At 67.8% G+C, this 13,326-nt stretch carries 14 protein-coding genes; 4 read left to right on the forward strand and 10 right to left on the reverse strand.

Going from position 1 to position 13,326, the window contains the following annotated elements:
- Positions 1-122: 122 nt before the first annotated feature.
- Positions 123-1,142, forward strand: coding sequence for a class 1 fructose-bisphosphatase (locus SOM26_RS10085; protein WP_320452584.1), 1,020 nt, complete (start codon positions 123-125; stop codon positions 1,140-1,142).
- A gap of 207 nt (positions 1,143-1,349) precedes the next feature.
- Here SOM26_RS10085 and SOM26_RS10090 read toward each other — a convergent pair whose 3' ends face one another.
- The 9 genes from SOM26_RS10090 to SOM26_RS10130 form a co-directional block, all read right to left on the reverse strand.
- Entirely contained in the window at positions 1,350-2,372 is a 1,023-nt protein-coding gene (locus SOM26_RS10090; RefSeq protein WP_320452585.1) for a LacI family DNA-binding transcriptional regulator, read from the reverse strand.
- A gap of 165 nt (positions 2,373-2,537) precedes the next feature.
- The gene (locus SOM26_RS10095; protein WP_320452586.1) at positions 2,538-4,220 is read right to left on the reverse strand and encodes a GMC family oxidoreductase; all 1,683 of its coding nucleotides are present in this window, start codon (positions 4,218-4,220) and stop codon (positions 2,538-2,540) included.
- A gap of 30 nt (positions 4,221-4,250) precedes the next feature.
- Positions 4,251-5,084: a sugar phosphate isomerase/epimerase family protein gene (locus tag SOM26_RS10100; RefSeq protein ID WP_320452587.1), complete on the reverse strand. Its 834-nt coding sequence runs from the start codon at positions 5,082-5,084 to the stop codon at positions 4,251-4,253.
- The gene (locus SOM26_RS10105; RefSeq protein ID WP_320452588.1) at positions 5,081-5,656 is read right to left on the reverse strand and encodes a gluconate 2-dehydrogenase subunit 3 family protein; all 576 of its coding nucleotides are present in this window, start codon (positions 5,654-5,656) and stop codon (positions 5,081-5,083) included. Before SOM26_RS10105 ends, SOM26_RS10100 begins: the two co-directional genes overlap by 4 nt.
- Positions 5,653-6,477 carry a 3-keto-disaccharide hydrolase gene (locus SOM26_RS10110; protein ID WP_414712047.1) on the reverse strand — a complete coding sequence of 275 codons (825 nt, stop codon included), beginning with the start codon at positions 6,475-6,477 and terminating at the stop codon, positions 5,653-5,655. The genes SOM26_RS10105 and SOM26_RS10110 overlap by 4 nt, the downstream gene beginning before the upstream one ends.
- Before the next feature lie 17 nt (positions 6,478-6,494).
- Positions 6,495-7,418 (reverse strand): hydroxypyruvate isomerase family protein, encoded by a 924-nt coding sequence (locus tag SOM26_RS10115; RefSeq protein ID WP_320452590.1) that lies wholly within the window; start codon positions 7,416-7,418, stop codon positions 6,495-6,497.
- Entirely contained in the window at positions 7,415-8,719 is a 1,305-nt protein-coding gene (locus tag SOM26_RS10120; RefSeq protein WP_320452591.1) for an MFS transporter, read from the reverse strand. Before SOM26_RS10120 ends, SOM26_RS10115 begins: the two co-directional genes overlap by 4 nt.
- Before the next feature lie 69 nt (positions 8,720-8,788).
- Complete coding sequence (locus SOM26_RS10125) at positions 8,789-9,847, reverse strand: sugar phosphate isomerase/epimerase family protein (RefSeq protein WP_320452592.1); 1,059 nt, start codon at positions 9,845-9,847, stop codon at positions 8,789-8,791.
- Positions 9,844-10,236, reverse strand: a complete 393-nt coding sequence (locus SOM26_RS10130) for a c-type cytochrome (protein WP_320452593.1) — start codon at positions 10,234-10,236, stop codon at positions 9,844-9,846. Before SOM26_RS10130 ends, SOM26_RS10125 begins: the two co-directional genes overlap by 4 nt.
- A 122-nt stretch (positions 10,237-10,358) precedes the next feature.
- Here SOM26_RS10130 and SOM26_RS10135 point away from each other — a divergent pair, with 122 nt between their 5' ends.
- Both SOM26_RS10135 and SOM26_RS10140 read left to right on the forward strand, forming a co-directional pair.
- Entirely contained in the window at positions 10,359-11,543 is a 1,185-nt protein-coding gene (locus SOM26_RS10135; RefSeq protein WP_414712048.1) for a Gfo/Idh/MocA family protein, read from the forward strand.
- A gap of 63 nt (positions 11,544-11,606) precedes the next feature.
- Positions 11,607-12,542: a hypothetical protein gene (locus SOM26_RS10140; protein WP_320452595.1), complete on the forward strand. Its 936-nt coding sequence runs from the start codon at positions 11,607-11,609 to the stop codon at positions 12,540-12,542.
- On the opposite strand, the gene SOM26_RS10145 is transcribed toward SOM26_RS10140, so the two are convergent.
- Positions 12,539-13,024 (reverse strand): DUF4126 family protein, encoded by a 486-nt coding sequence (locus SOM26_RS10145; protein WP_320452596.1) that lies wholly within the window; start codon positions 13,022-13,024, stop codon positions 12,539-12,541. The two genes, SOM26_RS10140 and SOM26_RS10145, sit on opposite strands and share 4 nt — an antisense overlap.
- Before the next feature lie 102 nt (positions 13,025-13,126).
- On the opposite strand from SOM26_RS10145, the gene SOM26_RS10150 reads away from it, so the two are divergent.
- The gene (locus tag SOM26_RS10150; RefSeq protein WP_320452597.1) at positions 13,127-13,324 is read left to right on the forward strand and encodes a hypothetical protein; all 198 of its coding nucleotides are present in this window, start codon (positions 13,127-13,129) and stop codon (positions 13,322-13,324) included.
- Positions 13,325-13,326: the final 2 nt, after the last annotated feature.

The following is a 13,326-nucleotide window of genomic DNA, read 5'->3' on the forward strand; positions in this document are numbered from 1 at the left end:
AACCGCGGATTGCGCACGCGGAACGGCCGGTCCATGGTCCGCGCCGCCGATACGGCGCGGTCCGGCGGGAGGGAGCCCGGCGGGCCGACCAGCCCCATGCCCTTCCCGGAGCATATGCGACGATGACGACCCCGCGCCAGACGACGCTGACCCGTTTCCTGATCGAGGAGCAGCGCCGCTCCGAAGAGACCTGTCCCGCCGAACTCCGCCTGCTGATCGAAACGGTGGCGCGCGCGTGCAAGGCGGTGAACCAGGCGATCTCGAAGGGCGCGCTGGGCGACGTACTGGGTTCGCTGGGCAGCGAGAATGTGCAGGGCGAGGTCCAGAAGAAGCTGGACGTGATCGCCAACGACCTGCTGCTCGACGCCAATGAATGGGGCGGACACCTGGCGGCGATGGCGTCGGAGGAGATGGAGACGATCCACCGCATCCCAAACCGCTTCCCGCGCGGCGAGTATCTGCTGCTGTTCGATCCGATCGACGGGTCGAGCAACGTGGATGTCGACCTGTCGGTCGGCACCATCTTCTCGGTCCTGCGCGCGCCCGAGGATTGCGCGGGCCGCGAGGTGACCGAGGAGGATTTCCTCCAGACCGGCCGCGCGCAGGTGGCGGCGGGCTATGCCATTTACGGCCCGCAGACGCTGCTGGTCCTGACCGTCGGCACCGGTGTGTACGAGTTCACGCTGGACCGCGAGATCGGGTCTTGGCGGCTGACCGACGGACCGATGCGGATCCCGACCGGCACGAAGGAATTCGCGATCAACATGGCACGCCGCCGCCAGTGGTCGCCCGGCATCGCCCGCTATATCGAGGAACGCATCCTGGGCACCGAGGGGCCGTGCGGCGTCGACTACAACATGCGCTGGACCGCCTCGATGGTCGCCGACATCCACCGCATCCTGAAGCGCGGCGGCGTGTTCCTCTATCCCGCCGACGACCGGGCGGGCGGCAAGGCCAAGCTGCGCCTGTTGTACGAGGCCAATCCGATGAGCTTCCTGATCGAACAGGCGGGCGGCACGTCGATCGACGGCGCCATCCCGATCATGGATGTCGAGGCGGTCGGCCTGCACCAGCGCGTCGGCGTCGTCCTGGGCGACCCGGAAGAAGTGGCGCTGATCGCGGAATATGGACGCATGGGGTAACTCCACCCTTCGTGACCACCCCGGCGAAGGCCGGGGCCCAGGCTCCAACAAGCCTGTGGCGCGCCGGGCGAGTCGGGGCAGGCCGGTGCATCCCGTCCCCGCCGGTTCACCGCAACGGGGCCCCGTCTTCGCCGGGGTGCCGGTTGTCGTGAAGTCAGGGTTGCCGCATTATCCCGTTCAGCCTGAGCGAAGTTGAAGGCCACGCCCCTACCCCGGCCCCACCGACTCCCGCGCGACCAGTTCGAAATCGAGCACCCGATCCTCCACCGCCTGCGAGCGGAGCGAGGCCAGCACCTGCTCCACCGCGCGGAAGGCCATGTCGCCCACCGGCTGGCGGACGACGGTCAGCGGCGGCCAGAGACGCGCGGCGATGGCGGTGTCGTCGAACCCGGTCACCGCCAGGTCATCGGGCAGGCGCAGCCCCATGCGATGCGCCGCGCCGATCAGGCCCGCCGCCATGTCGTCACTGCTGCACAGAATCGCGCTCGGCCGTTCCGGCAGCGTCAGCAACGCTCGCCCCGCCTGCGCACCTGACTCCGGATCGAAGCCACACCGCACGACCAGCGCCGGATCGTAAGCGACCCCGCTCGCCGCCAGCCCGTCGCGAAACCCCGCCAGCCGCTCCGCCGCGACCGAGAACGTATCGGGCCCCGCCAGAAAGCCGATCCGCCTATGCCCCCGCCCCGCGACATGCGCCGTCACCGCCGCCATCGCCGCACGGTTGTCGATCCGCACGGTCGAGATATCGGCCATGCGCTGCCCCGTCGCGATCGCCGCCGCCGCCACGCCGAGTTCGACGAACAGCCCCGATCCGCTCAGCAACTCGGCAAAGGGCGGCACCAGCAGCACCCCCGCCGCGCCGCTCTGCACCAGGGAACGCACCGCCGCCTCGGCGGCCTGGCGGGTCAGTTCCTCCTCGCCTTGCGCGATGAACTGCAACCCGCGCGCATTGGTCGCCCGCAGCGCGCCGAGCAGGATCGAGTCGATGAACGGCGTCCCGCGACTGCTATAGACCAGCCCCAGCGTGGTCGCCCCCGCCTTGGCCAGGCGGCGGGCGGCGATATTCGGCCGGTATCCCAGTTCCTCGATCGCGGCGAGCACGGCGGCGCGCGTCGCGGGGCCGACCTTGCCCGCGCCGTTGATGACGTTGGACACGGTCATCGCCGACACACCCGCACGCTCGCCGACCGCGCGGATGGTGACGCCTTCGGGACGTTTAGTAGCCGACATTCAACCCCTTCCTCCCCTGTAAGGGGAGGGGGACCATGCGCCAGCATGGTGGAGGGGTGTCCCCGTTGGCGAGGAATATCCACCTCTCCGACCGGGACACCCCTCCGTCAGGCCTGCGGCCCGGCACCTCCTCTTGCAGGGGAGGAATGAAAGTCGCGCTCCGATTCAAACCGCCCCCGCCTTCAGCCCCTTGACCGCATGGTCCGCCGCGCGGGCGGTCAGCGCCATGAAGGTCAGCGAGGGGTTCACGCACGACACCGATGCCATCTGCGCGCCGTCGGTGACATAGAGGTTCGAGGCGTCATGCGCCTGGCTCCACTTGTTGAGCACCGAATTGCGCGGGTCCGCGCCCATCCGCGCGCCGCCCATTTCGTGGATCGCGTCGCCCGGCACATGCTCGGACTCGCCGCTGGTCACGTTCTTCAGGCCCGCCGCGCGCAGCATCGCCTCGCCCTCGCGCCGGGCATCGGCCATCATCTTCAACTCGTTGTCGCGGAAAGTGACGTCGAACTTCATCAGCGGCACCCCGAACCGGTCGACCTTGCTGCTGTGAAGCGACACGCGATTATCCTCATAGGGCAGGCATTCGCCGAACGCGCCCATGCTGAACTGCCAGGGACCATAGCGGCGCATACCATGCTTCATCTCCGCGCCGAAGCCGACCGGCTTGGCCGCGTTGCGATAGGCCGAACCCTGATAGCCATAGCCGCGCCGGAACCCCAGCCCCTCGTCACCCTTCAGGTTGCGGAAGCGCGGGACATAGACGCCGCCGGGGCGACGGCCATATTCGATCAGGTCGTCCATGCCGGGAATCTCGCCCGACACGCCGACGCGGAAGATATGGTCCATGACATAGCGGCCCAGCGTCCCGCTGCTGTCGAAATGGCTGCGCCCCGATCCGGCGGCGCGCGAGTTCATGAGGATCTGCACCGACGCCATGGCCGAGGCGCAGACGAAGACCAGGTTCGCATTGACCGTCTGCGCCTGCCCCGTCTTGGTATCGACATAGCGGACGCCGGTGACCTTCTTCCGGGCAGGATCATAGTCGATCCCCGTCACCACCGCATCCGACTGGAGCGTCAGCCGCCCGGTCGCGCGCGCGGCGGGCAGGGTCACCGCCTGGGTCGAGAAATAGGCGCCGAACGAGCAGCCATTGCCGCACTGGTTGCGGAACTGGCACTTGGTGCGGTTCTGGTCGGGCTTGTCCTCGGTCATGTTGGACAGGCGGGTGTGGATCAGCTTGCGGCCGGGAAACTGGCCCTCCAGCCGTTCCTTCAGCCATTTCTCCGCGACGTTCATCGGCATCGGCGGCTGAAACTCGCTGTCGGGCAGATAGGGCAGGTTCTCCCGTGAGCCCGACACGCCGATATATTTCTCGACATAGGAATACCACGGCGCGACGTCGTCGTACCGGATCGGCCAGTCGGCGGCGACGCCCTCGCGCTTGTTCGCCTCGAAATCGTCGGGGCTCCAGCGGAAAGACCAGCGCCCCCAGATCAGCGACTTGCCGCCGACCGCGCCGGGGCGGATCCAATAGAATTTGCTGCCCTCGTCATAGGCATAGGGATTCAGCCGGTCGTCATTGTAGAATTTCTGGTTGCTGGGCGCGACATAGCCGTGCCTGGCGATGAAATAATCGCTCTCCACCAGCGGCTTGGGCATGATGTTGCGCGCGGGCACCTCAAAGGCGGGCTTGCCGTCATAGGGATAGCCCTCGCCATGTTCGACCATGACGCCCCGGTCGAGCATCAGGACGCGCAAGCCCTTTTCGGTCAATTCCTTGGCGGCGAAACCGCCGCTGATGCCCGACCCGATCACGATCGCGTCGAAACGGTTCGTCGCCGCCATGGCTGTCCTCCCTAAAATCTTGTTATCGTATCAGAAACGCAAGCTACTGAGCGTCCGGTAGCTGGTCGTGATGTCGGGCAGATAGGGCGCGGGCGCCTGGTCGTTCTCGACATAGAAATGCTTTACGCCCGCCATGCGGTTGAGCTTGAACAGCGCGGCGAAGTCGATCGTGCCCGCGCCCACCGCCGTCATGCTGCCATCGGCACGCGCATCCTTGACGTGATAGGCATAGATGCGCCCGGCATGCCGCCGGATCAGCGCGGCCGCATCCTGCCCCGCATGGATCGCCCAGTAGAGGTCGATCTCCAGCTTCACGAGCGCCGGGTCGGTCGCCTTCAGCATCCGGTCGTACAGGCTGATGCCGCCGGGCCGGTTGGTGAATTCGAAATCGTGATTGTGATAGGCAAAGCCCAGCCCGGCCTTCTTCAACCCCTCGGCGAAGCGATTGAAGTTGGGCAGCGCGGCATTCCACCCCGCCTCGGTCCGGTGCTCGTCGGTCATATAGGGCAGGACGACCGTATCGGCGCCCAGCGTCTTGGCCATCACCACCGACTTGTCGAAATTGCCCAGCAACGCGTCATAGCCGATATGCACCGACGGCGCCTTCAGCCCCAGCCGGTCCTGCGTGCGGCGGAGCATGGCATGGTCCATCGCGTCATAGCCGCCCCCGCCATATTCGACTTCGCGATACCCGATCCTCGCCACCGCCTCGAGCGTCTTGACCGGATCGGCCGCGAACAGCTCGCGGACCGTATAGAGCTGAAGCCCGATCCGCCCCAGTTGTGCGGCCTGCGCGGTGCCCGGCAACAGCGCGGCGGCACCCAGGCCCAGCCCTGCGCCCATCAGCGAACGACGGTCGATCATGCCGAATATACCTTGTTGACCTGAGAATAGGGAAAGGCGCCGTTATATTCACCGGGCACCGGCAGATATTCGCGCTCCTGCGTGATGCCGATCTCCGACGTGTAATAGCCGGTGATGACCAGCTGCCGGAACGGCTCGAAAAAGGCGCGGCCCTCGGGCAGCACGCCTTCCATCGCCTCGGTCAGCAGCGTGTCCTGCTGCCCCGCGCTCGCCTTGGCGGCGGGGATGCGGTTGACGCTCTGGCTGCGCGCCTCGATCGCGTTCAGCCCGGCGATGATCGGCAATCTGTCGTCGGGCCCGGCCCAGTCGGCCAGCATCTTCTCGATGAACTCGGGCACCTTGGCCGCGATCGCGCCGGGCGTGTCGGTGGTCGGGATCACCCGCTCGGACAATGCGACCATCGTCGCGCGCTGGGTCGGGGTGAAGACGGCGACGCTGGGCGGACCTTCGGAGATGATGGGAATGCCCCCTCGCGCCTGCTCCACCGCCCCCGCCGCGCGGGCGATGGGCGCGAACAGCGCGGAGCCGAACATGGCGGTGATCCCCGCCAGCGCATGTCTACGGTCTATCATCGGGCATCCTCCGGCAGGTCCTGCGCGATCGCCTCGGGCGGCAGGCGGCGGACCCAGATGTTGCGGAACGAAACGGGTGAATCGTGATCCTGAAGCTGGATCGGCGCGGCGTCGCCATGCGCCTGGTATTTCTCGACCTGGCGCCAGACGGTCGTGCCCAGCACCGCCTGATGGTTCTGGACGACGACGCCGTTCAGCAGGGCGGTGACATAAGCGGGGCGCAGCAGCTTGCCGTCGGCGGCGAAGCGTGGCCGCTCGAAGATGATGTCGTAACTCTGCCACGCACCGGGCTTGCGCGCCGCGTTCACCAACGGCGGCTTCCAGGCATAGACCGCGCCGACCTGGCCATCGGCATAGGTCGGGTTGTCATAGCCGTCGAGGATCTGCACCTCGTAGCGCTGCATGAACCAGATGCCGCTATTGCCCCGATCCTGCGACGACTTTTGCGGCGGGTTGGGCGAGCGGAACTCCAGGTGCAGTTGCACGTCGCCGAAGCTCTCCTTGCTGACCAGCACGCTTTCCCCCTTGCCGTCGCGCGGCGGCACGGTCAGCACGCGGTCCTTCAGGACCCAGGGCTTGCCGCTGGGCGTCCAGCCATCCATCGAGCGCCCGTCGAACAGCACCACCGCATCAGACGGCGCGCCGCCCGCTCCCGCGGCGGGTGTCACCACCCTGGGCGCGGGCCGGTCGGGATCATGGACATGCCATTTGCCGCCGGGCAGCATCGGCGTATCGCGGAAACCGAGCCCCGGCTTGTCTTGGCCCGGCTTGTCCTGGGCCATGGCACCACTCGCCAATATCACGGCGATCAACGGTAGCATCCGCATCGCTCCCCTCCTCATGCTGTCGGATCGATCGCGCGATAGGCCGCGATCAGCCTGTCTTCGCCCGCCCTGCCCTTGATCGAATTGCCATGTTCCATGCCGATCACGCCGGTGTAGGCGCGCTCCTTCAGGTATCGGCAGACATTGGCGTAATTGACCTCGCCGCTGCCCGGTTCGTTGCGGCCGGGATTGTCGCCGAACTGGATATAGCCGATCTCACCCCAGCACAGCTTGAGCGTCGGGATCAGGTTCCCGGCCTGAATCTGCTCGTGATAGAGGTCGGCCAGCACCTTCACGCCGGGGCTGTTCACCCCGCGCGCCACGGCATAGCCCTCCGCGATCGACTGCATGAAGACGCCCGGATGATTGGTCCGCGTGTTCAGCGGTTCCATCACCAGCGTCAGGCCATGCGGCGCGACGATATCGCCCGCCCGGCGCATGACGTCGATGACGCGGCCCTGCTGGATCGCGGGATGAAGCTTCCTGTCCATGAAGCCGGTGACGACGGTGGCGCATTTGGCATTGGCGCGCTTGGCCACCTCGACCGCGTTTCGCACATCGGCCAGGAACGCGCTGCGCTCGGCCTCGTCATCGCCGCCGAGCAAGGGCCGCGAGTCCGCCCATTTGGGCATGGACGCGACGAAGACCCCCATCGTCATGTTCCGCTGGCGCAGCGCCCGGGCGATCGCCTCCTGCTCGGCAACCGGGCGCAGGGCATATTCATTGTCTTCCCAGGCCCAGAAACCCTGGTCGGCGGCGAAGGCGATCTGTTCGACCGAACTCGTACCCCGGCTGGCGAAGCTGCCCAGATGCGGCGCGAAGCCCAGCGTGAAGCGCGCGGCGGTGGAGGATGGGCCCGCTTTCCGCCCCGCCAGCGCGGCCGCGGTCGGAACCGCGGCGGCCAGACCGCCCATGACGGTGCGGCGCGATACGGTCATGCCGCCGTGCCCAGCGTCGCCTTGCGCGGACGCCGCCGCTCGGCCAGCCAGATGCCGCCGAATACGAACAGCAGGATGACCGGCACGATCGCCAACCGCGCGAAGGATTGCGACGCCGCCGCATCCTCGACCTGGCGCAGCGCTTCTCCGGTCAGCCGCTTGAACGCCTCGGGCCCACCGGCCAGCTCGACCTTGGCTGCATCGAACATCGCGCCCAGTTGCGGCAGGACGAAGAAGCTGGCCAGCGCGCCCGCCGACCCGACCAGACCCAGCGCCCAGGCGCCGCCGCGCGGATACCGCTCCGCCACCGAGGCCAGCATGGTCGGCCACATCGCGCACACGCCCAGGCCCCAGACGGTCGAGGCCAGGATCGCCGCGACCGGCGACTGCGCGCGCGACAACAGGAACAGGCCGATGCCCGCCATCAGGCTCGACACCCAGAGCAGCCCCGGATTGGACAGCCGCCCCGCGATTCGCCCGGCAAAGTGGCGGAAGACGAACATCAGCGCGCTGACATAGACCAGCAGCAATATGCCGCGCATCCCGACCCGGCTGCTCAGCGCCACGTCGAGCCACTGGCCCGGGGCCAGTTCGGACGCGGCGGTCAGGAACATCGCGCCGAACCAGACGAAGAAGCTCGGCCGCCTGAACACCTCGGCGATCATGCCGCCGAAGCCGACGTCGCGCACTTCGCGCGGAACCGGCGGGAAGTGCGTAGTCGCCGCCATCACCAGCACGCCGAGCGCGGGGATGAGGACCAGCGCCATGATCGCCTGCCACGACAGGACTTCGGCCAGCAGCACGCCCGCCAGCCCACCGACGATCAGCCCGCCGGGATACCAGGCGTGGAGCACGTTCAACCGGTGCGTCGTTTCCTCCGGGTAAAGCCGCGCGGTCAGCGGGTTGATCGACGCTTCCGCCAGGCCCCAGCCGATCCCGCTGAGCAGCATCCCGCCCCAGACGATGTGATAGACCGCCATGCCGCTGGCCACCTGTCCCGCGCCGATGATCGCCGTCGTGCCGACCAGGAAACACACGCCGCACCCGATCAGCATTTGCCGCGCGCCGATCCGGTCGAGCAGCGCGCTCGCCACGAACAAGGTCGCGGCAAAGCCCAGAAATGCCGAGCCCAGTGCCGAGCCGATCAGCTCGCCTGCCTGGACCGGCGCGATGGGATCGATCCATTGCGCCTTCAGGCTGCTCGCCACCGCCGCGCGCAAGGCCGCGCTTGCCGCCGCCGTGAACAGCGCCAGCACGCTCAGCCAGAACAGCCGCGACCGATTGTCCGGTATCGCCTCCATGCCCCTCTCCTGCTTATATTTTTTGTTAGACTTTACCTTCCGGGGCGGATGGTCAAGCCATTGCAATCGTTAAATTCCCAGCCAGCGCCGATTGGCATCGGGATCACCCCCACCGGCAAAATCGTCAAAGGCGCGCTCGGCCCGGCGGATCATGTGCGCCGCGATGAAAGGTGCCCCCTCACGCGCGCCGTCCTCCGGATGTTTCAGGCAGCATTCCCATTCCAGCACCGCCCAACCGGCGTAACCATATTGGGTGAGCTTGGAGAAAATCCCGCCGAAATCGACCTGTCCGTCGCCCAGCGACCGGAAGCGTCCCGGCCGGTCCACCCAGTCGCTATAGCTGCCATAGACGCCCGCACGCCCGGTCGGGTTGAACTCGGCATCCTTGACGTGGAACATGCGGATGCGGTCGTGGTAGAAATCGATGAATTGCAGGTAATCCATCGCCTGCAACACGAAATGGCTGGGATCGTAGAGGATGTTGGCGCGACCATGCCCGCCCACCGCGTCCAGGAACCGTTCGAAGGTCGTGCCGTCGTGCAGATCCTCGCCGGGATGCAGTTCATAGCAGAGGTCGACCCCTTCCTCCTCGAACGCATCCAGGATCGGCCGCCAGCGCTTGCCCAGTTCGGCAAAGCCCTCCGCCACCAGCCCGGCGGGCCGCTGCGGCCAGGGATAGACGAAGGGCCAGAGCAGCGCGCCGGAAAAGGTCGCATGCGCCTTCAGCCCCAGTCGCCGACTGGCCTTGGCGGCGTAACGGAGCTGCTGGACCGCCCATTGCTGGCGCTCGGCGGGCTTGCCCCGCACCGCCTCGGGCGCGAAGCCATCGAACGCCGCGTCATAGGCGGGGTGCACCGCGACCAGCTGGCCCTGCAAATGGGTCGACAGCTCGGTGATCGCCACCCCCGCCTCGGCACAGCGCCCGGCGAGGTCGTCGCAATAATCCTGGCTTTCGGCGGCCGCTTTCAGGTCGATGCAGCGTGCATCCCAGGTCGGGATCTGCACGCCTTCATAACCCGCCTCCGCCATCCAGCGCGCCGCCGAGTCGAGCGTGTCGAACGGTGCCGTGTCGCTCATGAACTGCGCCAGGAAGATGCCCGGCCCACGCATGGCGCCATTAGCGGTCATTTCGCCGTCTCTGCCTTGAGGTACGCGATCAGCGCCGCGCGCTTGGCGGGGTCGGCGACGCCGATCGGCATCCGGGTGCCCGGCACCTTCTTCATCGGCGCGGCGATGAACTCGTTCAGCGTCTTGTCGTCCCATTTCAGCCCGGAGGCCTTCATCGCGGGCGAATAGTTGAAGCCCGCGACCGAGCCCGCCGGGCGTCCGAACACGCCGTTCAGATTGGGGCCGACTCCGTTGCGCCCGCCCTTGGTCAACGTGTGGCAGGCCCGGCATGCGGCAAAGGCCTGCGCGCCCGCCGCCGGTGCGCTCTGCGCGACCGAAGGGGCCTGCACGGCCAGCAGGATGGCGGCCAGGGCAGGTACCCCGGCGGCCAGCACGATCAGCTGCCTCATCCTCACTCTCCTGAAATTTTCTTATCCAGACTCGCTGGTTCGATCGAGAGTTTACCGTTAAACCAATGCCATGCAAGCACCGAATGTCGCGTTTGAACCGGCACGGATGACGAGAGAGGATGATGGCGATGCGCAGGCTGAAATGGGCGATGGCGGGCGGCGGCGAGGGCGCGTTCATCGGTGGCGTGCACCGGATGGCGGCGGCGCTCGACGGGGACTGGGACCTGGTCGCGGGCACGTTCAGCAGCGATCCCGAGCGCAACCGGCGCAGCGGCGACTCGCTCGGCCTCGACCCCGCGCGCGTCCATGACACGATCGACGCGTTGCTGGCCGACGAACGCGCGCGGCCCGAGGACGAGCGGGTCGACGCCGTCGCCATCGTCACCCCCAATCATCTCCATGCGCCGATGGCAATCGCCGCGCTGAATGCCGGTTTCCCGGTGTTCAGCGAAAAACCGATGGCGATGAACCTGGCCGAGGCGCAGGCCATCGCCGAGGCGGCGCGGGCGTCGGGCCGGCTCTATGCCCTGGCCTTCACCTATAGTGGCTACCCCATGGTCGAGGAGGCGCGCGCGCGTGTCGCACGCGGCGACTTCGGGGCGATCCGGCTGGTCCATGTCGAATATGTCCAGGGCTGGCTGAGCAGCCCGCTCGACCGCGAAGGCAACAAGCAGGCCGAATGGCGTACCGACCCCGCCCGCGCCGGGCTGGGCGGCGCGCTCGGGGATATCGGCACCCACGCCTTTCAGCTTGCCGAGCATGTCGCCGGGCTGACGGTCGAGGCGCTGTCGGCGGACGTGACCACCCATGTGCCGGGGCGGATGCTCGACGACGACGTCAACGTCCTGCTGCGCTTCGCCGGGGGCGCGCGCGGCACACTGCGCGCGACCCAGGTGGCGGCGGGCGAGGAGAACGGCCTGCGCCTCCGCATCCACGGCGAGAAGGGTGGCCTCGAATGGTCGCAGATGGAGCCCAACACGCTCACCCTGCGCTGGCTCGACCGCCCGGCCGAGATCGTCCGCGCGGGCGGTCCGGGCCTGAGCCCCACCACCCTGCCCCGCCTGCGCACCCCCTCCGGCCATCCGGAGGGCTATATCGAGGCATTCGGCAACCTCTACCGCGCGGTGGCGGGGACACTGCGCGACGGCGGTCCGGCCGGGGGTGGCGCGCCGGGCGAAGCGACCTGGTTTCCGGGTCTGGAGCCGGGCCTGCGGACGATGGCGTTCGTCGAGGCGGTGCTGGAAAGCGCGCGGTCGCAGGACAAGTGGACGGTGTTCCCGGTTCTGGACGGGAGTGTCGCAGTCTGATCTGGGCGAATATGGGCGCCGCGTGATAGCTGCGCCGTGACATCGGCCAGCGGGGGACGCGGCATGAAGGCGGCAACCGGAATCGCGGCGCTCTGCGCGCCTCTGCTGCTGGGAGCGGCCCGCGTGCCTGTCGAGTATGTCGTTCAAGGCGATGCCCTGTTGCCCGTCCGCCTCAACGGCAGGACCGCCACGTTGCGGATCGACCCGGCCGCGCCAGCCATGCCGCTGATCCATGCCGAGCTGGCCGAGCGCGGTGGGTTGAAGATGACGGGGCCCTTCGGCGTCAGCATCGGTTATGCCGTCCGGCCCGTTCCGGTCACGGCCCGAACGCCGGTCGTGCGGATCGATTTCGATAACCGGACCGTCAAGCGCCGGGTCGGTTGGACATCGCGGCCCTTCGCCATGGTAGCCGATGGCAGCACCGGACCGGAGGCCATGTTCGAACCGATCGTCCGTTTCCAGTTCCATGCCTCGGTCGCCGGGGAAAGGACCCTGTCACTACCGATGGACCGCGATAGTGGGCCGCTGGGCATGTTCGGTAATTTCGGCACGACCTATGCGCGTATCCAAGTCGGCGGCGAACCGATGCGGGTGCGCTTCGATCCTTATCATGCCCGCTCGCTGGTGACCGCGGCCGCCGGGGCTCGGATCGCGGCGGTGCATGGCGTGGAGATTTCGGGCCGGGCGGTGCCCACCGAAATCTTCTTCGGCGTCGAACGCCCGGTTCGGACCCTGACGCTGCACCAACCGATGCAACTGGGCACGCTCTCGATCGCGACACTCGGCCTGCGCGCGGCCGATGATGGCAGCGTCCGGGGCATTCGCGACGAGGAGGAACACCCTGTCCATGTCGACCCCGACGAAGTGGTCGTGACCGCAAAGGGCAAAAAGCACGATCCCCGCCGCGACACCCTTTCACTGGGCCAGGACTACCTGTCCCGCTGCTCGTCGCTGGTCTTCGACCGTGACGCCGGGGTCATTCGCCTGACCTGCGCCTAAGCGGTTTTGACGCCCCGCCCCCGGACGATCCCCACCGCACCGGCCAGCACGGCGACGTCCTCGGCAAAGCCCGTCTTGGTCTGGCCGTAGCGGCCCAGCGCCGCCATCCGCCCGCGCCAGCCGGGATAAGAGGCGACCACCGCCGTCACGCCGCCGATCGCCGCCCCCAGCCAGCGATGCTTCGGACCGGACAGCGCCGCACCCGCGATCGCCGAGGTCGTGAACCGGGCCGCTAGCCCGATGGGGACGATCCGATCGGGCGCCGTCTTCTGCTTGTCGCCCGCCATCTCGCCGATCGCCAGCGCCAGCGTCCCCGCCGCGACGATCGGGTTGGCCAGATAGCGCAGCACGCCCTTGCCGACCGGCAACTGCCCCCGCGCGGCGGCGATCGACACGGCGGCCAGTGGCGTCATGGCGCGCTGTCCGCCGACCAGACCCATTTTGAACGGCGCGAGCAGCGGGGTAAGGGAGAGGGCGGGCATGGCATTGACCTCGTGTCTGAAAATCCGACCGCCTCAACGCTTTGCCCCGGCCTGCGGGTTCCCCCTTCCCCTGCCGCCCCGGCTTTTGGCATGATGGCGGCCATGATCCGCATCCTCACCGCCGCCGCCCTGCTGTCGCTCGCCGCCTGTTCCTCTCAGGACCAGCCCAAGGGATTGAGCGCCGCCGAAAACGACCAGTTGAACGAGGCTGCCGCGATGCTGGATGCCAATGCAGTCGATCTGAACGCCTTGGCACCTTCGGACGTTGGGGCGGAAAATCCCACCGATAACGAAAGCTGACG

It is taken from the genome of Sphingomonas sp. CFBP8993, from assembly GCF_034044895.1.
Taxonomy (GTDB): domain Bacteria; phylum Pseudomonadota; class Alphaproteobacteria; order Sphingomonadales; family Sphingomonadaceae; genus Sphingomonas.

Coding starts and splice junctions, on each gene's coding strand:
- SOM26_RS10085 (WP_320452584.1), top strand. CDS start 123: ATGACGACCCCGCGCCAGACGACGCTGACCCGTTTCCTGATCGAGGAG.
- SOM26_RS10090 (WP_320452585.1), bottom strand. CDS start 2,372: ATGTCGGCTACTAAACGTCCCGAAGGCGTCACCATCCGCGCGGTCGGC.
- SOM26_RS10095 (WP_320452586.1), bottom strand. CDS start 4,220: ATGGCGGCGACGAACCGTTTCGACGCGATCGTGATCGGGTCGGGCATC.
- SOM26_RS10100 (WP_320452587.1), bottom strand. CDS start 5,084: ATGATCGACCGTCGTTCGCTGATGGGCGCAGGGCTGGGCCTGGGTGCC.
- SOM26_RS10105 (WP_320452588.1), bottom strand. CDS start 5,656: ATGATAGACCGTAGACATGCGCTGGCGGGGATCACCGCCATGTTCGGC.
- SOM26_RS10110 (WP_414712047.1), bottom strand. CDS start 6,477: ATGCTACCGTTGATCGCCGTGATATTGGCGAGTGGTGCCATGGCCCAG.
- SOM26_RS10115 (WP_320452590.1), bottom strand. CDS start 7,418: ATGACCGTATCGCGCCGCACCGTCATGGGCGGTCTGGCCGCCGCGGTT.
- SOM26_RS10120 (WP_320452591.1), bottom strand. CDS start 8,719: ATGGAGGCGATACCGGACAATCGGTCGCGGCTGTTCTGGCTGAGCGTG.
- SOM26_RS10125 (WP_320452592.1), bottom strand. CDS start 9,847: ATGACCGCTAATGGCGCCATGCGTGGGCCGGGCATCTTCCTGGCGCAG.
- SOM26_RS10130 (WP_320452593.1), bottom strand. CDS start 10,236: ATGAGGCAGCTGATCGTGCTGGCCGCCGGGGTACCTGCCCTGGCCGCC.
- SOM26_RS10135 (WP_414712048.1), top strand. CDS start 10,359: ATGGCGATGCGCAGGCTGAAATGGGCGATGGCGGGCGGCGGCGAGGGC.
- SOM26_RS10140 (WP_320452595.1), top strand. CDS start 11,607: ATGAAGGCGGCAACCGGAATCGCGGCGCTCTGCGCGCCTCTGCTGCTG.
- SOM26_RS10145 (WP_320452596.1), bottom strand. CDS start 13,024: ATGCCCGCCCTCTCCCTTACCCCGCTGCTCGCGCCGTTCAAAATGGGT.
- SOM26_RS10150 (WP_320452597.1), top strand. CDS start 13,127: ATGATCCGCATCCTCACCGCCGCCGCCCTGCTGTCGCTCGCCGCCTGT.